The organism is Janthinobacterium sp. SUN073 (assembly GCF_030397665.1).
Taxonomy (GTDB): Bacteria; Pseudomonadota; Gammaproteobacteria; order Burkholderiales; family Burkholderiaceae_D; genus Janthinobacterium.
This window is the reverse complement of the sequence record NZ_JAPUBT010000008.1, coordinates 182,098-202,983: the sequence shown is the minus strand read 5'-3', so window position 1 is coordinate 202,983 and position 20,886 is coordinate 182,098. Positions and strand designations below refer to the sequence as shown.

The 20,886-nt window shown below is 62.7% G+C and carries 25 protein-coding genes; 13 read left to right on the top strand and 12 right to left on the bottom strand.

Translation table 11 applies throughout. The features are described 5' to 3' along the window. The first annotated feature begins 178 nt into the window (after positions 1-178). Positions 179-1,288: a porin gene (locus O0882_RS21040; protein WP_289951129.1), complete on the top strand. Its 1,110-nt coding sequence runs from the start codon at positions 179-181 to the stop codon at positions 1,286-1,288. Here O0882_RS21040 and O0882_RS21035 read toward each other — a convergent pair. From O0882_RS21035 to O0882_RS21025, 3 genes are all read right to left on the bottom strand, one after another. Beyond that, positions 1,276-1,854, bottom strand: a complete 579-nt coding sequence (locus O0882_RS21035) for a DUF3617 domain-containing protein (protein ID WP_289951126.1) — start codon at positions 1,852-1,854, stop codon at positions 1,276-1,278. The two genes, O0882_RS21040 and O0882_RS21035, sit on opposite strands and share 13 nt — an antisense overlap. 67 nt (positions 1,855-1,921) lie before the next feature. After that, positions 1,922-3,469, bottom strand: coding sequence for a TerC family protein (locus tag O0882_RS21030; RefSeq protein WP_289951123.1), 1,548 nt, complete (start codon positions 3,467-3,469; stop codon positions 1,922-1,924). 84 nt (positions 3,470-3,553) lie between these two features. After that, positions 3,554-3,829, bottom strand: coding sequence for a hypothetical protein (locus O0882_RS21025; protein WP_289951121.1), 276 nt, complete (start codon positions 3,827-3,829; stop codon positions 3,554-3,556). Between the two features lie 287 nt (positions 3,830-4,116). Here O0882_RS21025 and O0882_RS21020 point away from each other — a divergent pair, with 287 nt between their 5' ends. Next, positions 4,117-6,963 (top strand): pitrilysin family protein, encoded by a 2,847-nt coding sequence (locus O0882_RS21020; RefSeq protein ID WP_289951117.1) that lies wholly within the window; start codon positions 4,117-4,119, stop codon positions 6,961-6,963. A gap of 68 nt (positions 6,964-7,031) precedes the next feature. Here O0882_RS21020 and O0882_RS21015 read toward each other — a convergent pair whose 3' ends face one another. The 4 genes from O0882_RS21015 to O0882_RS21000 all read right to left on the bottom strand — a co-directional run bounded on the left by O0882_RS21015 (position 7,032) and on the right by O0882_RS21000 (position 9,233). Continuing rightward, complete coding sequence (locus tag O0882_RS21015; RefSeq protein WP_289951114.1) at positions 7,032-7,715, bottom strand: OmpA family protein; 684 nt, start codon at positions 7,713-7,715, stop codon at positions 7,032-7,034. A 141-nt stretch (positions 7,716-7,856) separates the two neighbouring features. Beyond that, on the bottom strand, positions 7,857-8,003 hold the full coding sequence (locus tag O0882_RS21010; protein WP_010396376.1) for a lmo0937 family membrane protein: 147 nt from the start codon (positions 8,001-8,003) through the stop codon (positions 7,857-7,859). A gap of 184 nt (positions 8,004-8,187) precedes the next feature. Continuing rightward, positions 8,188-8,499, bottom strand: coding sequence for a hypothetical protein (locus O0882_RS21005; RefSeq protein WP_289951112.1), 312 nt, complete (start codon positions 8,497-8,499; stop codon positions 8,188-8,190). Between the two features lie 83 nt (positions 8,500-8,582). Next, a complete protein-coding gene (locus O0882_RS21000) occupies positions 8,583-9,233 on the bottom strand; it encodes a glycine zipper 2TM domain-containing protein (protein WP_289951109.1) in 651 nt (216 codons plus the stop codon). Between the two features lie 177 nt (positions 9,234-9,410). Between O0882_RS21000 and O0882_RS20995 the strand changes: the two genes are divergently transcribed. Beyond that, positions 9,411-10,187, top strand: coding sequence for a Crp/Fnr family transcriptional regulator (locus O0882_RS20995; protein ID WP_289951106.1), 777 nt, complete (start codon positions 9,411-9,413; stop codon positions 10,185-10,187). 78 nt (positions 10,188-10,265) lie between these two features. Here the strand turns inward: O0882_RS20995 and O0882_RS20990 are convergent, their stop codons facing one another. Together O0882_RS20990 and O0882_RS20985 are read right to left on the bottom strand one after the other, a co-directional pair. Then, a complete protein-coding gene (locus O0882_RS20990; RefSeq protein ID WP_010396384.1) occupies positions 10,266-10,484 on the bottom strand; it encodes a glycine zipper 2TM domain-containing protein in 219 nt (72 codons plus the stop codon). A 181-nt stretch (positions 10,485-10,665) separates the two neighbouring features. Beyond that, entirely contained in the window at positions 10,666-12,702 is a 2,037-nt protein-coding gene (locus O0882_RS20985; RefSeq protein WP_289951104.1) for an AsmA family protein, read from the bottom strand. Positions 12,703-12,959: 257 nt separating this feature from the next. Between O0882_RS20985 and O0882_RS20980 the strand changes: the two genes are divergently transcribed. The 7 genes from O0882_RS20980 (at position 12,960) to O0882_RS20950 (ending at position 17,337) form a co-directional block, all read left to right on the top strand. Next, the gene (locus O0882_RS20980; RefSeq protein WP_289951103.1) at positions 12,960-13,364 is read left to right on the top strand and encodes a DUF4398 domain-containing protein; all 405 of its coding nucleotides are present in this window, start codon (positions 12,960-12,962) and stop codon (positions 13,362-13,364) included. 32 nt (positions 13,365-13,396) lie between these two features. After that, positions 13,397-14,296 (top strand): OmpA family protein, encoded by a 900-nt coding sequence (locus O0882_RS20975; RefSeq protein WP_289951102.1) that lies wholly within the window; start codon positions 13,397-13,399, stop codon positions 14,294-14,296. Positions 14,297-14,383: 87 nt separating this feature from the next. After that, positions 14,384-14,920: a ferritin-like domain-containing protein gene (locus O0882_RS20970; protein WP_289951101.1), complete on the top strand. Its 537-nt coding sequence runs from the start codon at positions 14,384-14,386 to the stop codon at positions 14,918-14,920. Positions 14,921-14,978: 58 nt separating this feature from the next. Continuing rightward, on the top strand, positions 14,979-15,281 hold the full coding sequence (locus O0882_RS20965) for a DUF883 family protein (protein ID WP_034786336.1): 303 nt from the start codon (positions 14,979-14,981) through the stop codon (positions 15,279-15,281). A gap of 18 nt (positions 15,282-15,299) precedes the next feature. Further along, the gene (locus O0882_RS20960) at positions 15,300-15,686 is read left to right on the top strand and encodes a phage holin family protein (RefSeq protein WP_070224915.1); all 387 of its coding nucleotides are present in this window, start codon (positions 15,300-15,302) and stop codon (positions 15,684-15,686) included. A gap of 21 nt (positions 15,687-15,707) precedes the next feature. Continuing rightward, the gene (locus O0882_RS20955; protein ID WP_071078646.1) at positions 15,708-16,046 is read left to right on the top strand and encodes a hypothetical protein; all 339 of its coding nucleotides are present in this window, start codon (positions 15,708-15,710) and stop codon (positions 16,044-16,046) included. A gap of 136 nt (positions 16,047-16,182) precedes the next feature. Beyond that, a complete protein-coding gene (locus O0882_RS20950) occupies positions 16,183-17,337 on the top strand; it encodes a patatin-like phospholipase family protein (RefSeq protein WP_289951092.1) in 1,155 nt (384 codons plus the stop codon). Between the two features lie 24 nt (positions 17,338-17,361). Here the strand turns inward: O0882_RS20950 and O0882_RS20945 are convergent, their stop codons facing one another. From O0882_RS20945 to O0882_RS20935, 3 genes are all read right to left on the bottom strand, one after another. After that, positions 17,362-17,667 (bottom strand): hypothetical protein, encoded by a 306-nt coding sequence (locus O0882_RS20945; protein WP_289951090.1) that lies wholly within the window; start codon positions 17,665-17,667, stop codon positions 17,362-17,364. Between the two features lie 44 nt (positions 17,668-17,711). Then, the gene (locus O0882_RS20940; protein WP_010396415.1) at positions 17,712-17,864 is read right to left on the bottom strand and encodes a DUF3309 family protein; all 153 of its coding nucleotides are present in this window, start codon (positions 17,862-17,864) and stop codon (positions 17,712-17,714) included. 67 nt (positions 17,865-17,931) lie between these two features. Further along, a complete protein-coding gene (locus O0882_RS20935; RefSeq protein WP_096234578.1) occupies positions 17,932-18,378 on the bottom strand; it encodes a glycine zipper 2TM domain-containing protein in 447 nt (148 codons plus the stop codon). 268 nt (positions 18,379-18,646) lie between these two features. Here O0882_RS20935 and O0882_RS20930 point away from each other — a divergent pair, with 268 nt between their 5' ends. The 3 genes from O0882_RS20930 (at position 18,647) to O0882_RS20920 (ending at position 20,861) form a co-directional block, all read left to right on the top strand. Continuing rightward, on the top strand, positions 18,647-19,201 hold the full coding sequence (locus tag O0882_RS20930; RefSeq protein ID WP_071078642.1) for a hypothetical protein: 555 nt from the start codon (positions 18,647-18,649) through the stop codon (positions 19,199-19,201). Positions 19,202-19,283: 82 nt separating this feature from the next. Continuing rightward, positions 19,284-19,595, top strand: a complete 312-nt coding sequence (locus O0882_RS20925) for a BON domain-containing protein (RefSeq protein ID WP_289951087.1) — start codon at positions 19,284-19,286, stop codon at positions 19,593-19,595. Between the two features lie 177 nt (positions 19,596-19,772). Then, positions 19,773-20,861, top strand: a complete 1,089-nt coding sequence (locus O0882_RS20920; RefSeq protein ID WP_289951245.1) for an AI-2E family transporter — start codon at positions 19,773-19,775, stop codon at positions 20,859-20,861. Positions 20,862-20,886 lie beyond the last annotated feature (25 nt).

Here is a 20,886-nt window from a genome sequence, read left to right as displayed (position 1 = left end):
GTCACTCTTGCGTGTTGTCAGTGTGCGACTCTTTCCCCGGGGCTAAGCTGAAGTTTCTGTTGCACAACGCACGGATGGCTGGACAAAAAGCGAGGATAAGGTAACACTGGGATGTGACACACAGCGCATGTCCTGATCAATACCGGGAAGTTTCACCCACGTCACCGAGATATTTATCATGAAGACCTCGTATTTTGCGCTTGCTGTGATAGGGATGGGGCCATTCGCGCTGGGCGCAACGGCCCAGGCCGCCGATGGCGCGGGCAGTGCCGCATCCAGTAACGTTGCCGTGTACGGCGTGCTTGACGCGGGCATCGTTGCCGAACGGGGTTGTGCCGCCAATTGCGCCAGCAGCAAGGTGTCTGGCGGCGTCGCGTCCGGCTCGCGCCTGGGGTTGCGGGGCCGTGAAGCGCTGGGCAATGACGTGTCCGCCGTATTTGCCCTGGAAGCGGGCGTGCAGAACGACACGGGCCAGTCGGAAGACGGCCGGCTGTTCGGTCGCCAGGCTTACGTAGGCCTCGACAGCCGCCTGGGCGCGCTGACCCTGGGGCGCCAGTACAACCTGCAATACCTGGCGCTCACCGATGTGGCCGACCCGTTCAAGGGCGGCATGGCCGGCAGCGCCAGCAACCTGGCCGGCTACAGCGTGAAACGCTACGACAATACCGTCAAATACGTGTCGCCCGCCTTGCGCGGCGTGTCCGCCAGCGCCATCTACAGTTTTGGCGAGTCGCCGTACAGCAGCGCCAACAACCGCGCGTATGGCGCCACCCTCGGCTATTCGGCCGGTGCCGTGAATCTCAGCGTGTCGCACCAGCGCAAGAACAACTTCATCCTCGCCACCGGCACCTTGCCCGCCATCGACATGTCGTCCCGCAACACCCTGATCGCGGCCAATATCGACCTGAAAGTGGCCACCGCCTTTGCCGCCGTGGGCGTGAACAAGGGCTATGGCAGTTCGCCGTGGGACCCCAGCAATGCGTACAGCTCGCTGGCCCTGTCGATGTCGTCCTCGGACAGCCGCGACACCCTGCTGGGCGTGTCCGTGCCCGTGGGCGGTTTCAAGATGCTGGCGTCCTGGGTGCGCAAGGATGACCGCGACCTGGCCAATCGCGACGCCACGCAGGTCGCCGTCGGCCTCACGTATTCCCTGTCAAAACGCAGCGATTTCTACGCGTCCTACGCGAAGATCCACAACAAGAACGGCGCCCGCTACACGGTGGGCAATGCCAGCGACGCGGGACGCGGCGATGCAGCCTTCAATATGGGCTTCCGTCACGGCTTCTGAGCTGCTGTCGCCGCCGGGGCAGGGCAGCTGGCGCCCAGCCACTTGCCATTGCTCGTCACATTGACCTGTTCCGGCGTGCCGCGCGCGCTGGTCGTCACGGCCAATTGCATGCTGAACGCCTGCTCGCCGGTGAACATGACCTTGCCTTCGCCGCTCGATTTCGGGTTGGCGCACGTAAACGACACGTGCATGCCGCCCGCGATGTCGCTGTTCTTCGAGGTGCAATCGCCGGGCTGGCCCGTGGGAATCTGCTTGCGCGCGGCCATGTCCGGCGTCACGCACGCCGTCACGCGCACGGCGCCGTCGGCGCCCACGGTGGGCATGGCCATGCCGCGGCTGGCGGCCATGCTTTCCAGTTGCTTGCGTTGATCGGGAGGAAGGTTGCCCAGCTGCTGCAGCACCATGGACATGGCGTTGTCGGTGGCGGCGTCGGGTGACGCCATCTTGCTGTCGACTTGCCACAGGCCCGGCTTGATGGTGGCGGTCTGCGAGGCGGCCATGACATTGGCTTGGCTGCCTGAGGCGGCGCAAGCCAGCAGGGTCAGGCGTAGCAGGGATCGTTTCATGTTGGCGTCTCCAAAAAAGGCAGACCCCAGCATACGGCATGGCAAGCGGGGCACGCTTGCCATTGTGTTACAAACTGTGATCGGGCTCGATGCGGCGCACGTCCACGCAGGCGATGCGGCGCTCGTCCGCTTCGACGATTTCATAACGCAGATCATCGAGTTCCAGCACTTCGCCCACGGCCGGCATGTTTTCGAAGTGCGCCAGCAGGAAGCCGGCCAGCGAGTTGTAGTCGCCGTCTTCGCTGACCAGGGACTCCGTTTCGAAGACTTGCTCCAGGTAATGCAGGTCGGTGGCGCCATCGATGCGCCAGTGGCCTGGGCCCAGCACCTCCACATCGGGGAGCTCGTCCTCGTCGGGGAATTCGCCGGCGATGGCTTCCAAAATGTCGATGGGCGTGAGCACGCCTTGCACGGTGCCGAACTCGTCGACCACCAGCACCAGCTGGCCGCGCGAGCGCTTCAGGGTTTCCATGGCTTTCAGCACGCCGGCCGCTTCCGGCACGACGACGGCTTCGCGCATGCTGGCCGGGTCGATCTTGCCGTGCGAGACGAGGTCTTCGATCAGGTCCTTGCTGCGCGCGATGCCGATCACATTGTCCAGGTCATCATTGCAGACAGGAATCATGCTGTGCGGCGTTTCGCGCAGCAGTTGCAGCATCTTCTCGCTGCTGTCGTTCAGGTTGACCCACGAGACATCGCCGCGCGGCGTCATCACGGAGCGGATCGAGCGCTCGGCCAGGGTCAGCACGCCGCTGACCATGTTGCGCTCTTCCACGCCAAAGGCGGAGACATCGGGCATTGCCTTGACTTCATGCTCTTCGACGGCTTCGCGGCCCTTGCGGCCACCCAGCAGGCTCAGGACGGCTTGCGCCGTGCGGTCGCGCAGCGGCGCGTTGGACTGCAGCTTGAGGAAGTTGCGGCGCGCCAGCTGGTTGAAGAACTCGATGACGATCGAGAAACCGATGGCGGCGTACAGATACCCCTTCGGAATGTGGAAGCCCAGGCCCTCGGCCACCAGGGAGAGGCCGATCATCAGCAAAAAGCTCAGGCACAGCACCACGACGGTGGGGTGGGCGTTGACGAAGCGCGTCAGCACCTTCGAGGCGAGCATCATGACGACGATGGAAATGACGACGGCCGCCATCATCACGTACAGGTTGTCCACCATACCGACGGCCGTGATGACGGCGTCGAGCGAAAAGACGGCGTCGAGCACGACGATCTGCGCCACCACCAGGCCGAAGCCGGCGTAGACTTTCGGGCCCGTCTGGGCATGCGTGACGCCTTCGAGGCGCTCATGCAGCTCGGTGGTGGCTTTGAACAGCAGGAACAGGCCGCCGATGAGCAGGATCAGGTCACGTCCCGAAAACGAGAATGTCCATAGGGAAAACAATGGCGTGGTCAGGGTGACCAGCCAGGAAATCAGCGAGAGCAGGCCCAGGCGCATGACGAGGGCCAGGGTCAGGCCCAGTACGCGCGCCTTGTCGCGCTGGTGCGGCGGCAGTTTCTCGGCCAGGATGGCGATGAAGATCAGGTTGTCGATACCCAGTACGATTTCCAGTACGACCAGCGTCAGCAGGCCGACCCAGATTGTCGGGTCAAATAACCATTCCATGTGTGTAACCTTGTAAAGTCAATCAATATAAAGCGTGCCCGGCGGCGGATTGCCCCGGGGCTGAATGCGCTGCGTGCTGCGGTGTCAGTGGCGGACGCGCGGCGGCCGGGTGGCCTGCCGCGCGTCCGCTTCGGCAAGTGCGCCCGGTCCCGCCTGCCAAATGATGGCGCAAAACGGCGCGCCCTGGCGCGAGGTCGGGTACAGCGTGATGGGGTCGTTGTCGCATTCGTCGGCGTCGCAGTTGTCACCGGGCAAGCCCGCATGGGCGCTGGGGTCTAGGCAATCGGCGACGAAGGCAGGCGTGGCAGTAGTGCCGGCCGCGACTGCATGCTGGAATGGGGAAGGGCTGGCGTAAGCCATGCTGGCGAACGCCTGGGGTAAGGCGATGAAAACAAAAAGGCAGAGCAGGACGAGAGCTCGTCTCATATACAGGCAGATAGTTCTGGAACCGTGGAGTATAACACGGGCATATAACAGCTTGATGACAGGGACTTGCGTAACTGATAAGTATGCCGTAAATTGTGAGAGCAATCATTTCCCTGGGCAGCGAAGACGCAGCGTGGGTCCATGGCAGTTCTTGCGTTTGTATCGTATTGCGCTTGCGCATCTTTCGCATTTTTATATCGTAGTGTTACGGGGACTCTGACTTGAAACCAATTACCGCCCTCCTGCTTGCCGCCGGCATCCTCTCGCCGTCGTTCATCCTGGCCGCCACCCCGGTGGAAGCCGCACCGACCCAGAAAACCGGCAAGGCCGCACCCAACCGCGGCGCCGCCGTCAAGGTCACGTCCGTCGAAGGCATCACCGAATACCGACTGGCCAATGGCTTGCGCGTGCTGTTGTTCCCCGATGCCAGCAAGCCGACGCTGACCACCAACATCGTCTACCTGGTCGGTTCGCGCCATGAAAACTATGGCGAAACGGGCATGGCCCACTTGCTGGAACACCTGCTGTTCAAGCCCAGCGCCAACTTCGGCGTCAAGAAGGGCACGAAAACCCCCGTCGAGATCCTGAACTCGACGGGCGCGCAGTTCAACGGCACCACCTGGTACGACCGCACCAATTACTACGCCACCTTCCCCGCCAACGACGACAACCTGCGCCAGATGCTGGCCATGGAAGCGGACCGCATGGTCAACGCGGCCATCGACCAGAACGACCTGTGGAACCCGAAGACGCAAAAAGGTGAAATGACCGTCGTGCGCAACGAGTTCGAGATGGGCGAGAGCGATCCGATCGGCGTGACGAGCGAACGCATCCAGGCTATCGCCTACGACTGGCACAACTATGGCAAGTCGACCATCGGCGCCCGCTCCGACATCGAGCAAGTCAACATTCCCCGCTTGCGCGCGTTTTATCATAAATATTATCAGCCGGATAACGCCGTGCTGATGGTGGCGGGCCGCTTCGATGAAGCCAAGGTCTTGCAGCAGATCAATGCGCTGTTCGGCAAGATCCCGAAACCCACGCGCGTGATCGAACCGACCTACACGGCCGAGCCCGTGCAAGATGGCGAGCGCGCCGTGACGGTGCGCCGCAGCGGCGGCACGCAGTTTGTCGGCGCCGGCTACCACGTGGCGCCGTCCGGCAACCCGGACGCCGTCGCCATCGAGGTGCTCGGCCACGTACTGACGGACGCCCCGGCCGGCCGCCTGCACAAGGCGCTGGTGGAAACCAAGCTGGCCAGCAAGATCGAATACAACTCGGTGAGCAACCTGGAGCCGGGCTACAACCTGTTCGGCGCGCTGGTGCCCGTCGATGGCAACCTTGATGCGGCGCAAGCGGCCATGCTGAAAGTGCTGGAAGAGCTGAAATCGCAGCCGATCACGGATGCGGAAGTGGCGCGCGTGAAGCAGCAATTGAACAAACAGATCGAACTGGCCACCTCGAACACGGCGCGCCTGACGATTGCCCTGACGGAGTCCTTGGCGGCCGGCGACTGGCGTTTGTTCTTCCTGCAGCGCGACCAGCTCGACAAGCTGACGACGGCGCAGGTGCAGGCAGCGGCCGAGAAATACCTGAAGAGCTCGAACCGCACCCTGGGCCGTTTCATCCCCACCGATGCGCCGGACCGCACCGTCGTGCCAGCCTATGCCGACGTGGCGCCACAACTGGCCGGCTACACGGGCCGCGCCGTCGTGGCGCAGGGCGAAGCGTTCGACCCGAGCCCCGACAATATCGAAGCGCGCACCCAGCGCTTCACCTTGCCGAACGGCTTGAAGGGCGCCTTGCTGCCGAAGAAAACCAAGGGCAGCACCGTCAGCGTCGTGCTGAAATTGCAGCTCGGCAGCGAAGAGAGCTTGCGCGGCAAGGGGCAAGTGGGCAGCTACACGGCCAATCTGTTGTCGCGCGGCACGGATAAACTGTCGCGCCAGGAAGTGAAGGACAAGTTCGACCAGCTGGGCACGCAAGTGGCGATCACGGGCGGCGCCGAGGGCGTTACCGCCATGCTGATGGGCAAGCGCGAGAATTTGCCGGCCGCCATGGACCTGCTGGCGCAAGTGTTGCAAAAGCCGGCCCTGAACGAAACGGAATTCCTGGAATTGCAGCGCGAAAGAGTCGGCCGCGCGGAGCAGGAATTGCCTGAACCGCAGCCGCTGGCCGTGAACGCTTTCCGTCGCCTGCTCGACGCCACGCCGGAAGGCCATGTGCGCCACGTGGCCACCCTGCCGGCCGAACTGGCACAATGGAAAGCCATCCAGGTGACCGATGTGAAAGCATTCCATGGAGCCTACTATGGCGCGTCGAACGCCACCTTTGCCGCCGTGGGTGATTTCGACCCGGTCGCGCTGAAGGCGCAAGTGGCCAGCTTGTACGGCAGCTGGAAGGCGCAGCAGCCGTACGTGCGCATTCCGGACGCCGTCAAGCCCGTCAGCGGCGAGAAAGTCACCCTGGAAACGCCGGACAAGGCGAATAGCGTGCTGTTCGCCATCCAGCCGATTCCCCTCAAGGATGACGCCGCCAGCTATCCGGCCTTGCTGATCGCCAATCACATGCTCGGTGGCGGCGCCTTGCGCAGCCGCCTGGCCGACCGCATCCGCCAGAAGGAAGGCCTGTCGTACGGCGTCGGTTCGCAAGTGAGCATCCCGTCGCGCGAGCCGGCCGGCTACTGGATGGCGTACGCCATCAGCGCGCCGCAAAACACGGTCAAGGTGGAAGCGGCCCTGCGCGAGGAAATCGCCAAGGTGCTGGCCGACGGCTTCACGGAAGCGGAACTGGCCGAGGCGAAGAAGGGCTGGCTGCAATCGCAGGAAGTGGGCCGCACGCAGGATGCGGGGCTGGCGCGCGAACTGGCCGGCTACCTTGCCGAAGACCGCACCATGGCTTACGACAAGGACCTGGAAGCGAAAGTGGCTGCTCTGACTCTGGCGCAAGTGAACCAGGGCTTGCGCGAGTACCTGAAGCCATCGGCCGTGTCGATCGTGACGGCGGGCGATTTTGCCAAGGTGGCGAAAGAGGGTGACAGCGGCGCCAAGGCAACGACGTCGAAATAAGCTGTTTTACGTAGAAAACCCGCCGGCAAGTCACCTTGCCGGCGGGTTTTTTATTGATGTGTGTCAGCTTAGCGCGGTGCTAATTCCGCAACATAAATTTCCACGCGGCGGTTGCGTGCGCGTCCCGAGGCATCCGCATTCGAGGCGATCGGCTCGCGGGCGCCGCGGCCTTCCGTGACGACGCGCGTTGGCGACACGCCGCGCATGGCCAGGTAGTCGCGCGTGTGGGCCGCGCGTTCCACCGACAGCGGCTCGTTGATGGAAGCGCTGCCCGTGCTATCCGTGTGGCCGATGATGCTGACCGTGGTGTTCGGGTTGTCATTCAGGGTGGCGGCAAAACGGTCGAGGATGGGGCGGAAATTGCCCTTGATGTCGGCGCGGTTGGTGTCGAAGGAAATATCGCTGGGGATTTCCATTTTCAGGCGATTATCGGCCGTCTGCGACACTTGCACACCCGTACCCTGTGTCGCCTGTTCCATCGCGCGCTTCTGGTTTTCCATGCGGTTCGACCAGATATTGCCGACCACGGCGCCCGCTGCCGCACCCAGCAGGGCGCCGCCGGCCGTGCGGCCGCCGCTGCCGCCACCGGTGGTGCCGCCGATCAAGGCGCCCAGGCCCGCGCCGATGCCGGCGCCCGTGGCCGTGCCACGTTGCGTCGAGGACATATCCGCGCAGCCACTAGCGGCCAGTGCGATCACCAGCATGCCGATCAGGGATGTGGCGCCAGGGCCTTTTTTGAATGTTTCTTTCATGGATTTTCTCCTTGTTTTGTTATTGGGACATACCCAGGACTACCCGTACACGTTACTGCAAAATGGGCCTGCTTGCCAGCGCACGCAAAAGGGCGGCGCCCGTTTGCACGCGCACCGCCCCTCTGGCCAGTCAATTGGCCTCTATAAACCGCGCCCGCTGATCAGGCGCAGCAGCACCATGATCACGGCGACCACCAGCAGGATGTGGATGAAGCCGCCAATGGTATAGGAAGTTACCAGGCCCAGCAGCCAAAGAATAATGAGTACGACGGCGATTGTATACAGCATGATATGTCCTCCGAGGGTAATGTGTGGATGACGGCGACTGCCATGGCCTTGCAGGCGCTGGCGCGTGGCGCCGTCATCGGTTTTTTGTCATTGCGCGGCGATTGGGTCGCTGAACGCTGATGCCATGACTGAGTGTCTACTTTGTTTCGATTGCGTTCTGTACGCTGTCGTACACAAGGATCAACTATCGGGACCGGTCAGCGCGGTCATCTGCCATGCCAGGTATCCAGGCCAGCATGCCGGCCATGCCGACGGCGCCCGCCAGGCAACTGACCATGCCGCCCGTCAGCAGCAGCATCACGCCGAACACGGGTGCGCTCGCTTGCAATGGCGTCAGGTCCAGCGCGCAGAAGCCCAGCGCGGTGGCCAGGATGCCGGCCCCGATAAAGCCGAGCCAGATCCGCTTACTTCCTGCCTTGTCGTTTTCCATCGCAGCTCCTTGAAGATATTCGTTGAACTTTTCTGAGTGCATCATCTCGCGGGACGGGAAACTCATCTGTACGCCAACGAACATTGCTAAAAAGAAAACGCCCGGACAGGCCGGGCGTGTGTTCGGTTTAAACGCCGGCTGGCGGCCGCTTAGCCCATGGCGCGCAAGCCGCCGTTGACGACGCGCACGCGGTCGCCCTGGCGCCAGTTCGGCGCGGCGCTCTGGTGCACGGTGCGCGTCTTGCCGTTATCCAGGCGCACGACGATGTTGTAGCTGCGCGTGGCGCGCACGCTGCCTTCGATCTGGTTACCGGCGACGGCGCCGCCAACGGCGCCCAGCACGGTGGCCAACTGCTTGCCGTGGCCGCCGCCTACCTGGTTGCCCAGCAAGCCGCCAACGACGGCGCCGCCGGCCGCGCCCACGCCGCTGCCTTCGGCGCGCGTATTGACTTCATGGATGGCTTCGATCACGCCGCAATTGCCGCACACCTGCGGCGCCGGGGCTGCCGCATATTGTTGCTGTGGTTGTTGCTGTGGCTGCGGCTGGCGCACGGGTTGCGGCTGTTGCTGCGGCGGCAGGGCAGCCAGCGCTTGCGCGCCGGCAGGCTGCAAGTTCGCTTGCGGCTGGTTCGCCTGCAAGCTGGCCAGCTGTTCGGCCGAGGTGCTGGCCGCCAGTGGCTGGGCATCGCGCTGGGACGAGGGCAGCCAGCCCATCAGGGCCGCCGTGCCCACGCCGCAAAACAGCAGGACGGCGACGGCGGCGGCAAGCACCAGCGGATGGAGGGATTTGGTGGTGGTCATGGAGAGCTCCTTGGTTTTTTTGAAATAATGAAATGGGTAGTGCGTGTTATCCGTGCATGCAGCCAGTGTGCTGTGCCGCGTGCCCCGCTTCCGTGCGTCACCGTACATACAGGCACGGTACTGCGCCGTAGGCTAAGTAAAAATTATGTCGAGTTGTAACGACACCAAGGAAAAGCAATGCCACCAATGAACGCCAGCATGACCCTGTCCCGCGATGCAGGCCGATCCGGCTTGGGCACGCCTGCGGGCGCGCTTGATGCCGGTAACCGTTTGCTGGCCAGCCTGCCCGAGCACGACTTGCGGCACCTGACGGCGCTGTTCGAGAGCGTCACGGTCGAGGTAGGCGAGGTGCTGTACGAACCGGGCCAGCCTATCGGTCACGTCTATTTCCCCGGCGACTGCCTGATCTCGCTGCTGGCCGTGGCGGAAGGCCGCATGACCCTGGAAGTGGGGTCCGTCGGCCGCGAAGGCGTGCTGGGCGCTTCCGTCGCGCTGGGCCATGACCTGGCGCAAGTGCGGGCCGTGGTGCAACGTTCCGGTACGGCCAGCCGCATCGGGCGGGCCGAGTTCTGCGCCGAGTTCGCCCAGCTCGATTCCCTGCAGCGCCTGCTGTACCGCTACACGGACACCTTGCTGGCGCAAGCCATCCAGATTGCCGTGTGCAGCCGCTTTCACGTGCTCGAGGCACGCCTGGCCCGTTCGCTGCTGATCACGCGCGACCGCCTGCAGTCGGAAAAATTTCACCTGACGCATGAATTCCTCGCCCATACCCTGGGCGTGCGACGGGTCGGCGTAACCAAGGCGGCCAGCGCGCTGCAGCAGCAAAAACTGATTACCTACAGCCGCGGTAATATCGAAATCCTCGATTCGGCCGGCCTGGAAGCCGTTTCCTGCCGTTGCTACGCGCTGGTCAAGGACAGCGGCGCCATCGGCATGGCCAACGTCTTCGTCTGATTTTCCTCATCCTCGTGCCGCGGACGCAAAAAAGCGGGGTGGGCGCCTGGGCACCCACCCCGCTTTCTTGAGCGCCAATTACTTCGGCTTGACCTGGTTACCGATCACGCCGCCGACTGCGGCGCCGCCGACTGCGCCGACAGCGCTGCCACCGGTCAGCACGGAGCCGGCAACCGCGCCGATGCCGGCGCCGATGGCCGTGTTTTTATCCTGGCCCGACATGTTGGCGCAAGCGGTCAAGCTCAGCAGCAGAGCGGCAACGGAAGTGGTAGCGGCGATTTTTTTAATGATTTGCATGATAGTTCTCCTATGAATTCGGACCTCGTGGCGCCGGCCTGGCAGGGGGCCGGTGGAATTTCGTATCGCCACGTCTTGGTGTTTCAGGCACGATCACAGAATAGGATTGTGACAAGGCAGGGTCTGTTCGGCAACGCACATAGGGCTGTAACAATTGTAATCGTGCACGGCCAAGTGTGACTCACCGGTTTTTGCGCGGTGTCTTGCCCGGTTTCGGCGCCACCGGTTTCACGCGCGCCTGGGCCAGCAGGGCGGCGCATTCGCTGTTCTCGCCGGGACCGGCATTCACCAGCGGCAGCAGCGCCGCCACGGGCGCCACCACGGCCAGCGCCAGGGCGCCGCCAGCGCGCAGGGCCAGCACGCCCTTGTCGACGCTCACGTCGGGCTTGCTGAAGGTGCCCTGCACATACAGGGGCGAGCGCAGCGAAAAGATGCGCAAGCCCTTGCTGTCCGGCTGCAATGTCAGGTCCAGCTGCTCATTGGCCAGGTTCACCGTGCCGTCGACATGCAGTACGGCATCGTCCGTGTCGACGAGGAACTGGCGCGTGCGCATCAAGCCCTTGGTGACGACGAAATCGGCGGCCATGCAGTTCAGCTTGACCTGCTTGTCGCCCACCAGTTTGGTCAGCACGATGCTGCCGATATTCAAGCCCATTTCTTCCAGCAGCAGCTTGCTGATGCTGCCCCGGTCGATCAGCGCGCGCACTTCGCCGTTTGAACTGCCCAGCAGGCTGGCGACGGAATTGCCCGTGGCCGACAGCGAAGCGTCGCCATTGATTTCGCCCACGCTCGCTTGCAGGCCCGGCAGGCGGGGAAACAGTTGCTGGATGTGCAGATGGCGGGCGCTGGCCTTGAGTTCGGCCGCGATGCCGTTGGCGATGACCTTGCCGCTGCCGTCGAGCCTGATCTGCGACGTCAGGGTGCCGCCCGCCACGTTGAAGTTGAGCGGCGTCAGGGACAGCACGCCGTCCGTCAGCACCACATGCGTGTCGAGCTTGCTGATTGGCAGCTCGGCGTCGCGCGTGATTTTATCGGCCGTGTAGCGCACGTCGGCGTCCAGGCTGGTCCAGCGCTCCGTCTTGAAGGTTTCCACCGGCAGCACGCGGCCGGCCGGCTGCGTCGACGGGACGCCCCGTTCCTTCTTGCTGGCGCTGGAATCGGCGCCCACCAGCGGGCCCAGGTCGGAAAATTGCAGCAGGCGCGAGTGCACCTCGCCCGTCAGGCGCTTGCGCGGCGTGCTGGCGGAAAAAGCCAGCTTGCCACTGATGTCGCTGGAACCCACCTTGCCGCTGAACTTGTCGTAGACCCATTCGCCGCCGCGCGGCGCCAGCGTGCCCGTCAAATGGCCTTCCGTACTGAAATGCGGCGTTTCCGGCAGCAGCACGCCCGTCAATGGATACAGGCGCGCCATGCTGGGCCCGGATATTTTCAGGCGCACATCGAGCGCGGCCAGGTCCGCCGGGCGCGTCAGCGTGCCTTCGATGGCCACGCTGCTGCCGCTTGCGCGCATGTCGGCCTGGATGGGGAAGGGCGTGCCTTGCTGCTGCAGCGACAGCACGCCGCCCGCCTTGCCGCCGCCCTGGATGCTTTCGCCGCGGTAGGTGCCCGACAGCTTCCAGGCGATGCCGTAGCGCGCATCGTCCGCGATGGTGTCGACATCGGCGCGCATGGCGGTGTGCGTGACGGCATCGTCCAGGGTCACGCTGCCCTTGCTGAATACCACGCTTTGCAGTTCCAGCTGCCACGGCGACGGCTGCTCCTGCTTGTCGAAGGTCCAGTTGTTCTTGCCATCCTTGTTGCGCAGCAAGCGCACCTGCGGCGTGTCGAAGCGCAATTGCGGAATGATGATTTTCTTGTCCAGCAGGGCCAGCGGATTGAGCGAGAACGCCAGCTGGCTCACGCTGGCCAGCTGCGCCGGCTCATCCGTTCCTGCCATGGCGCTCGGGTTGCCCAGGCGCACGTCCTTCGCCTGCAAGTGCGGCCACGGCAGCCAGGTGCGCCAGCTTTGTTGCCCCGCAGTGCTTGGCTGCTGCCATGTCAGCGACAGGTCGCCCGCAATCGCAAACGGCCGGCCCAGCGCTTCGCTGGCGCGCGCATTGAGCCAGGGCTTGGCGCGGTTCCAGTCCATATTGAACAGGGCGACGGCGGCGACGACGGGTAATGCGATGAGTACGGTGGCACTGGCGAGGGCGATTTTCTGGCGGCGGGAGAGCGGCATAAGCTGATTCTTTCTGGACAAGTAGACACGATGCTACAGGAATCGCTACAAAACCGGTCCCGTTTCAGGTTTTGCAGGCGTGCACGTGCGCTGGCGCACGTTGCCCATGCAAGTATTGTCGATTTCTTACTCTATGTGCGGCACCGAACGGATATGCGGGGAGCCGGAGCCTATAACGTCATACATCAAACGCAGTTCCTGATTCCAGATGTACCGACGTTGAACCCTACCGCTTAACACTCTCCAGGAGAAAAAAAATGACAAACCGAGATTTCAAGATGTTCCCATTGGCCGCTTTGGCCGCTTGCGCCACCGCCGTCGTGCTGATGACGGGTTGCTCCAGCCTGAAAACGCCGGCCACGGCCGATGTCGCCGTGTCGCGCGCCGCCGTCGATAACGCCGCCAGCGCTGGCGCCGCCGACCTTGCACCCGACGAAATGCGTTCGGCCCGCGAAAAAATGCGCATGGCTAACCAAGCCTTGAAAGACCGCGACTACAAACTGGCGCGCGACCTGGCCGACCAGGCGCAAGCCGATGCCAAGCTGGCGCAAAGCAAGGCCAACTCGGCCAAGGCCACCAGCGCCGCCGATGAAATCAACGAGAACATCCGCGTCATGCGCGAAGAACTCGATCGTGCCAATCAGCAAGCTCCAAAACAATAAGCAACAACAATAACTGATAACAGGATTCCATCATGAAAAAAGCTACCTACACCACGATTCCCGGCCTGCTGGCCATGGCCGCTTTAGTTGCCGCCTGCAGCTCCGCACCGACCACCACCAGCCTGCTCGACCAGACGCGCGGCGACTACATGGCGGCGCAATCGAACCCGCTCGTGTCGACCTATGCGCCACGCGAATTCCGCGAAGCAAGCGCTGCGCTGGAAGCGGCGAACGCGGCCGCCACGCGCCAGGATGACAGCGAAAAGGTCGACAAGCTGGCCTATCTGGCCAAGCAAAAAATTGCTACGGCACAAGAGATAGCCAAACAGAAGGCAGCGGAAGCCGACATCGCCAACGCGGGCAAGCAGCGCGACCAGTTGCGCCTCGATGCGCGCACGCAGCAGGCTGACCAGGCCACGGCCCGCGCCCAGTCGGCGCAAGCGGATGCGGAAGCGGCCAAGGCCCAGGCGCAAGCGGCTGAAGCGTCGGCCCGCGATGCGCAAGCCCGCGCCGCCGGACTCGAAGCGCAGCTGGCCGACCTGGCCGCCAAGAAAACCGAACGGGGCATGGTCATCACCCTGGGTGACGTGCTGTTTGGCACGGACAAGGCAAACCTGACGGCCGATGGCACGAATACGGCGCGCAAGCTGGCCGACGTACTGAAAAACAACCCGCAGCGCACCGTGCTGATCGAAGGCTTTACGGATAGCACGGGCGGCTCCGCGCATAACCTGGAATTGTCGCAACGCCGCGCCGAATCCGTGCGCAATGCGCTGCTGGAACAAGGCATCGGCCGTGACCGCATCGCCACGAAAGGCTATGGCGCCGCCTACCCGGCCGCCGGCAATGACAGCGCGGCGAACCGCCAGCTGAATCGCCGGGTGGAAATCGTCCTGTCGGAAGATAACACCGCGATTCCCGCCCGCCGATAAGCCGCGCCGCCTGGCGCGGAAGTAGAAAGGCAGCACCGGCCGAAGCTTGGCCGGTGGATACCCATGCAAGACTTGAAAGGAAACATCATGACCCTAACATCTGTTGAGATTCCAGCTGGCATCGATACGGCCTCCATCCGCGCGGCCGCCAAAAACCTGGGCGACGGCGCCGTGACGGCCGGCTACCAGGGCGACCGCCAGGAGTTGATCGCTCTGCTGAATGGGGCGCTGGCCACCGAACTGGTGTGTATTGCGCGCTACAAACGCCATTACTACACCGTGAGCGGGCGCGACAATGGCAGCATCAAGGCCGAGTTCCTGGAACACGCGCAGCAGGAGCAGGAACACGCCGACTGGCTGGCCGAACGCATCGTGCAATTGAATGGCAAGCCAGATTTTAATCCTGCAACATTGCTTGCACGTAGCCATGCCGAGTATGATGACTCCGAAGACGTGCAAAGCATGGTGCGTGCCAATCTGATCGCGGAACGGGTGGCGATCGAGTCGTATCGCCAGATGATCGTGAAAATTGGCGACAAAGACCCGACCACACGCCATTTGTTGATCAAAATCATGGCTGTCGAAGAAGAGCACGCCGATGATATGCGCGATCTAATGGAATAGTGTTTTTGAGTAAAGTAGGTATAGTAACTACATTCATCCACAGCTAAGGAGCTAAACCATGTTGGAAAACAATATCACCACCGTCAATAACGATGTCAAAACCCTGGTCAAGGATGCGCAAGCCCTGTTCAGCGCCGCTGCCGCCCTGACCGGCGAAAAAGCCGATGAAGTGCGCGTCAAGGGTATGAAAACCCTGGACGCCGCCTTGGCCAAGGCGCACGAAGCGCAAGCATCGGCCATCGTTGCCACCAAGCAACTCGCCTCCCAGGCGGACGGTTATGTCAAGGAAAACCCATGGCGCACGGTGGCCGTCGCCGCTGGCGTCGGCGTGCTGGTCGGCTTCATCCTGGGCCGCAAGTAATCCACTGTCAGGAGCGATATGGACAAGTCTGCTTCGTCTCACCAGGGGCCGGGATTGATCGGCTCGGTCGCCGGCCTGGCCAAGAACGCCGTCGGACTGATGTTGTCGCGGCTGGAACTGGCCACCATCGAACTGTCGGAAGTGCGCAATCACATGCTGCAGCTGGTGGTCATTTTCGCGCTGGCGACGGTGGCGGGCTTGTTTGCCATCGCTTACGGCAGCGTGCTGATCGTTTTCCTGGCCTGGGATAGCCTGGGCTGGAAGATCCTGGCGATCATGACGGTCGTGTTCGTACTGCTGGCCATCGCGCTGGTCATGTATGCGCGCGCCATGCTGCGTCAAGGAAAGTTGTCCATGCCCGCCACCATGGCGGAATTGAAGGCCGACCGCGACATGCTGATGTAAGCGGCCTTACGAGGAGAATTCATGTCGGAAAACGACAAACTGGCGGCGCAAGCCGCCCGCAAGCGCCTGCTGATCGCCCAAGGTGAAATGTATCGCGTCGGCATCGTGCATGCGCGCGCCAACGTGGGTTATGCATTGCGTCCCGAATCGCTGCTGCAGGGCGTGGTCGAGACGGCGGTCGGCTTTGCCGGTCACCGCGTCGAGTCCTTGCTGGCGCCGGGCGGCATGCGTTTGCAAGGCGCCATGCCCTACGTGCTGACGGCGCTATCGTTCATCGGACGCAAGAAGCTGGTCAAGCCGGCCCTGGTCCTCGTGGCCGTGGCGGCCGTTGCCGCCAGCTGGCTGCGCCGCAAGCGCTGAACGCCAGCCATGTTGCACAGGAACGCCGTCATTGACGGCGTTTTTTTTGCCTGCACCCAAGGTCCGACACGCACTGACGCAATCCCTTACAATGATTTACGCCGCATTCCGCGCGGTGGACAGAGGGGCCATCTTGATGACGAATTCGACGACACCGATCAATCAGTTAAATCCCTCGCGCCTGCGCATCGTGCTGGTATTGCAGGGTGGCGGTGCACTGGGCGCCTATCAGGCCGGCGTCTACCACGCGTTGCATGAACATGGCCTGGCGCCCGACTGGGTGGTGGGTACCTCGATCGGCGCCATCAATGCCGCCATTTTGGCCGGCAACAAGCACGAGGACAGGCTGGTGCGCCTGAAACAGTTCTGGCAGCGCGTGGCGCACCGCGACAGCATCGACATGAACCTCGTCTCGGACCAGCAGCGCCGCTCGAACATCTGGCTGGCCACGCTCGATACGGTGCTGCGCGGCGTGCCCGGCTTTTTCAAGCCGCGTTCGTTCAGCCTGTTCCCGGCAGGAATCGCCGTCAAGCCGGAAGAGGCCAGCTATTACGACACGAGCGAGCTGGCCAGCACCCTCGATGAACTGGTCGATTTCGATTACCTGAATCAGCCGGGCGGCATGCGCCTGACGGTCAACGCGCTGCGCGTCAAATGTGGCAGCCTCACCAGTTTCGACAGCCAGCAGCAGCCGCTGACGGCCGAGCATATCCGCGCCAGTGGCGCCTTGCCGCCCGGTTTTGCCGGTGTGCGCGTCGATGGCGACCTGTACTGGGATGGCGGCCTGTACTCAAACACGCCGCTGGAAACCGTGCTCGACGACACGCCCCACGTCGACACGCTGGTCTTCATGGTGGATTTATGGAGTTCGGAAGGCCCGGAACCGACCACCCTCGATGAAGTGCAGACGCGACAAAAGGACGTTACCTTTGCCTCGCGCTCGAAGCGGCATATCGAAGATTACGTCAACACGCATACCTTGCAGCACAAATTGCGCGAACTGTACGCCAAGCTGCCCGACGACGCACACAACCGGCAGCAGACGGAAGAACTGGTAGCGCTGGGCTGCGACAGCACCATGCACATCGTGCGCCTGCCGTACGCGGGGCGCGACTGGCACATGGCGGCCAAGGACATCAATTTTTCCAGGGGCTCCATCGAGTGGCGCTGGGAGCAGGGCTACCAGGATGCCCTGCGCGCCATCAAGGCGGCCGGCTGGCTGGCTTTTGTCACGGAAGACACGCCGCTGGTGGTGCACGAACTGCCACCCTACGAGCGCGACGCCGCCTGATCAGGCGGCGTTGGAGAGAACGGTTTATGGCTGCGGATGCGCCGCTACACGCAGTTTTTCCGCGTTCGCCATGTCTTGGCGGTACGTATCTTGCGCATCCTTCAGGCAAGTGGCCCGCGTGGCAGATGGTTCCAGGCGGCAAGCTTTTTTGGCCTCGGCCAGGGCCGCGGCGATTTCCTTGCGCAGGGTGCGCAGCTGGGCTTGCGCCGTGCTGTCTTCCTGGTACCAGCGTTGCGGGTCGCCCGGCTGCGGCGTGGCCGTCTGGGCCAGTGCCAGTGGCGCCAGGCTGCAGGCGAACAGGGTGGCCAAGAGTGTGTTGTGGATAGTCATGATATTTCCTCCTTCAAATAAAAAAGGCGCCGCGGCGCCTTTTTCTACAACCTGCCCGTCAGTAATAGCAGGATCAGTATCACGACGACCAGGCCGGCGATGCCGCTGGGGCCGTAACCCCAGTTGCGGCTATGCGGCCAGGTAGGCAGGACGCCGACCAGGGCGAGGATCAAGATGATCAGAATGATGGTGCCCATGGCAACTCCTTGTTATCGTACGATGCATGCGGGATGGCGGACGCTTGCTGGCAAGCTCCGCCGAAAATTAATAGCGGTAGACGCGGCCGTCAACGACGCGCACGCGGTTGCCCGGGCGCAAATCATTCGCGCTGTCCTGCACCACGGTGCGGTATTCGCCGTTGTCGAGGCGCACGCTGATCTGGTAAGCCTGCGCTTGCTGCCTGCGGCCTTCCACCTGGTTGCCGACCACGCCGCCGGCGACGGCGCCCGCCACGGTGGCGGCCGTGCGTCCGCCGCCCGAGCCGATGGTATTGCCCAGCAGGGCGCCGGCAATGCCGCCGACCACGGCGCCGGCGCCGCTGGTCTGTCCGCCGCCTTGCACGATCTGGATGGAGTCGACGGTGCCGTACATGGCGGACTCAGGCTGGTTGGCCGGGTAATATTGTTGTGACTGGGTAGGGCCGGTGGCGCAACCACTGAGTACGGCGGTGGCGGCGAGCATCAGTGCAGCCAAGGTGGCGTTGGTTTTCATTTTATTCTCCTGACGAGGTGAGGGTGTAGTGCCATCTTAGTCACGCCCCTGTCCTTGGTCTGTACGCTGCCGCACGCACTTATTTGCTGTCGAACTGGCATTCTGGGCTGGAGCGATCCACCAAAACGTTGTTATTTCTCCCTGTCTGCCTTCCGCGTTCAAAATAAATTACTTGTGTACGGCAGCGTACAGAAGAGCGGCGGCGATCCACGTAAAACGGTAGTCATGCCAAGCAGACATGCTTGTCACCACCAGGGAGAAATACAACATGAACAAGAATAAGCTCTTCACCGCCATCGTCGTCAGCCTGGCATGCGCCGCCTGGGGCGGTCAGGCAGTGGCCGCCACGCCGGAAGCGAAAGCAGCCTACAAGGCAGCCAATGAACAGGCTGGCCTGAATTACAAGCTGGCGCATGCCGAGTGCGAAAAAATCACGGGCAACCCGAAGGATGTCTGCATCGCCGAAGCGAAGGCCGTGCGCGCCTACGATGAAGCAGTTGCTCAGGCGCAATATACGAATACCCTGCGTGCCTACACCAAGGCGCGCATCAAGATTGCCGATGCTAACTACGACGTCGATCTGGCCCGCTGCAATGCGCTGACGGGCAACGACAAAGATGTCTGCGTCAAGCTGGCCAAGTCCACCAAGGTGGCGGCCCTGGCCGACGCCAAGGCAGACAAGAAAGTCATCGAAGCGCGCAGCGATGCGCGTGAAGCAAAGAGAAAAGCCGAGTACAAGGTCGCGACAGAAAAATGCGATGCATTGGCCGGCGCAGCCAAGGATGACTGTATCAAGGCTGCAAAAACCCAGTTTGGCTACTGAGCGCCATCCGGCGCGCAGTCACCACACTGGTATAAGAAGCTCATTGTGAGCACATTGATTGACCACTCCTAAGGAAAAAACCATGAAATTCACTAAATCTATCGCTACTGGCCTGTTCGTCGCTTCCCTGTTCGCCGTTGCAGGTTGCGCTTCCACCCCAACCAAAGAAGGTACGGGCGAGTACCTGGACGACGCGGCCATCACCACCAAAGTGAAAGCCAGCATCTTCAATGAGCCTACCCTGAAATCGACGGAAATCAACGTTGAAACCTTCAAGGGCGTGGTTCAGCTGAGCGGCTTCGTAGCCCAGCCAGCCGATGCCGCCAAAGCGGGCGAAATTACCCGTGGCGTCAAGGGCGTGAAGTCGGTGAAAAACGACATCCGCGTCAAGTAATGGCCTGACCTGCGGCAGCGCCCAGCCCTACGGCTGGCGCTGCGGCCCTCCACCGACCGTCGCGGGAATCGCATGCATATCCAGCCTACAGATACCCCGCCCGAGCCGGTGGCGGCTGCCTCCACCGAGCCTGCCGGGCCACCTCCCGGCGCGCCCGGGGAGCACCTGGACGCATCCTTGCGCCTGCCGCTGCATGTCAATGCGCGCGGCCTGGCCTTGGGCATCATCGCCACCGTCAGCTTCATCTATGCGTTGCAGTGGGCGCAGAAATTCCTCATTCCCGTCATCTTCGGCATTTTCATTGCCTATACCCTCAATCCCGTCGTCGCCTGGCTGGAAAAGCTGCGCCTGCCGCGCGCCATCGGCACCACCATCGTCACGGCCCTGATACTGTTCGGTTCCGTCGTCGTGGTCGACCGCGTGCAGGGCGAATTCGAATCCATCGTGGAGGAGTTGCCGGCCGCCACACAGAAACTGTCGCGGCTGATCGCCGAGAACACGGGTGGCAAGAACAGCACCTTCCAGAAGATGCAGGCCGTGGCCAATGCAATCGAGCAAGTGGCCGCCGGCGCCGAAGCGCGCCGCAACAACCGCCGCGCCGCCGCCGAGGCGCCCAACTTCAAGATCATGGACTGGGTCTGGGCCGGTTCGCTTGGCCTGGTGGGCTTTCTCAGCCAGGCGACCATGGTCATCTTCCTCGTGTTTTTCCTGCTGCTGTCGGGCGACACTTTCAAGCGCAAGCTCGTCAAGCTGACGGGACCGTCGCTGAGCCGCAAGAAGGTCACCGTGCACATCCTGGAAGACATCAATACCTCGATCCAGAACTATATGTTCATGCTGCTTGTCACGAATGTCTTGCTGGCCGCCATGATGTGGATCGCCTTGCGCGTGATCGGCCTGGAAAACGCGGGCGCCTGGGCCATCGTGGCCGGCTTGCTGCACATCATGCCGTATTTCGGCCCGCTGCTTATCACCATCGCCACGGGTTTGGTCGCCTTTTTGCAGTTCGAATCGCTGCAAATGGTCTTGCTGGTGACGGGCACGTCGATGGCCATCGCCACCCTGGTGGGCACCTTTGTCACTACCTGGATGACGGGACGCATCGCCCGCATGAATCCCACGGCCGTGTTCATCAGCCTGCTGTTCTGGGGCTGGTTGTGGGGCGTCTGGGGCTTGTTGCTGGGCGTGCCCATCATCGTCATGGTGAAGGTGGTGGCCGAGCGCGTGCAAGGCATGGAAGTGGTGGCCGAGCTGCTGGGCGAGTAGTCTCTAAAATGCAAACGGCGCCCGC

Coding starts and splice junctions, on each gene's coding strand:
- O0882_RS20990 (WP_010396384.1), bottom strand. CDS start 10,484: ATGCAAATCATTAAAAAAATCGCCGCTACCACTTCCGTTGCCGCTCTG.
- O0882_RS21030 (WP_289951123.1), bottom strand. CDS start 3,469: ATGGAATGGTTATTTGACCCGACAATCTGGGTCGGCCTGCTGACGCTG.
- O0882_RS21010 (WP_010396376.1), bottom strand. CDS start 8,003: ATGCTGTATACAATCGCCGTCGTACTCATTATTCTTTGGCTGCTGGGC.
- O0882_RS20980 (WP_289951103.1), top strand. CDS start 12,960: ATGACAAACCGAGATTTCAAGATGTTCCCATTGGCCGCTTTGGCCGCT.
- O0882_RS20950 (WP_289951092.1), top strand. CDS start 16,183: ATGACGAATTCGACGACACCGATCAATCAGTTAAATCCCTCGCGCCTG.
- O0882_RS21005 (WP_289951112.1), bottom strand. CDS start 8,499: ATGAGTTTCCCGTCCCGCGAGATGATGCACTCAGAAAAGTTCAACGAA.
- O0882_RS21015 (WP_289951114.1), bottom strand. CDS start 7,715: ATGAAAGAAACATTCAAAAAAGGCCCTGGCGCCACATCCCTGATCGGC.
- O0882_RS20995 (WP_289951106.1), top strand. CDS start 9,411: ATGCCACCAATGAACGCCAGCATGACCCTGTCCCGCGATGCAGGCCGA.
- O0882_RS20940 (WP_010396415.1), bottom strand. CDS start 17,864: ATGGGCACCATCATTCTGATCATCTTGATCCTCGCCCTGGTCGGCGTC.
- O0882_RS20945 (WP_289951090.1), bottom strand. CDS start 17,667: ATGACTATCCACAACACACTCTTGGCCACCCTGTTCGCCTGCAGCCTG.
- O0882_RS20925 (WP_289951087.1), top strand. CDS start 19,284: ATGAAATTCACTAAATCTATCGCTACTGGCCTGTTCGTCGCTTCCCTG.
- O0882_RS21040 (WP_289951129.1), top strand. CDS start 179: ATGAAGACCTCGTATTTTGCGCTTGCTGTGATAGGGATGGGGCCATTC.
- O0882_RS20965 (WP_034786336.1), top strand. CDS start 14,979: ATGTTGGAAAACAATATCACCACCGTCAATAACGATGTCAAAACCCTG.
- O0882_RS20970 (WP_289951101.1), top strand. CDS start 14,384: ATGACCCTAACATCTGTTGAGATTCCAGCTGGCATCGATACGGCCTCC.
- O0882_RS21000 (WP_289951109.1), bottom strand. CDS start 9,233: ATGACCACCACCAAATCCCTCCATCCGCTGGTGCTTGCCGCCGCCGTC.
- O0882_RS20935 (WP_096234578.1), bottom strand. CDS start 18,378: ATGAAAACCAACGCCACCTTGGCTGCACTGATGCTCGCCGCCACCGCC.
- O0882_RS20960 (WP_070224915.1), top strand. CDS start 15,300: ATGGACAAGTCTGCTTCGTCTCACCAGGGGCCGGGATTGATCGGCTCG.
- O0882_RS21035 (WP_289951126.1), bottom strand. CDS start 1,854: ATGAAACGATCCCTGCTACGCCTGACCCTGCTGGCTTGCGCCGCCTCA.
- O0882_RS21025 (WP_289951121.1), bottom strand. CDS start 3,829: ATGGCTTACGCCAGCCCTTCCCCATTCCAGCATGCAGTCGCGGCCGGC.
- O0882_RS20975 (WP_289951102.1), top strand. CDS start 13,397: ATGAAAAAAGCTACCTACACCACGATTCCCGGCCTGCTGGCCATGGCC.
- O0882_RS20955 (WP_071078646.1), top strand. CDS start 15,708: ATGTCGGAAAACGACAAACTGGCGGCGCAAGCCGCCCGCAAGCGCCTG.
- O0882_RS20930 (WP_071078642.1), top strand. CDS start 18,647: ATGAACAAGAATAAGCTCTTCACCGCCATCGTCGTCAGCCTGGCATGC.
- O0882_RS20985 (WP_289951104.1), bottom strand. CDS start 12,702: ATGCCGCTCTCCCGCCGCCAGAAAATCGCCCTCGCCAGTGCCACCGTA.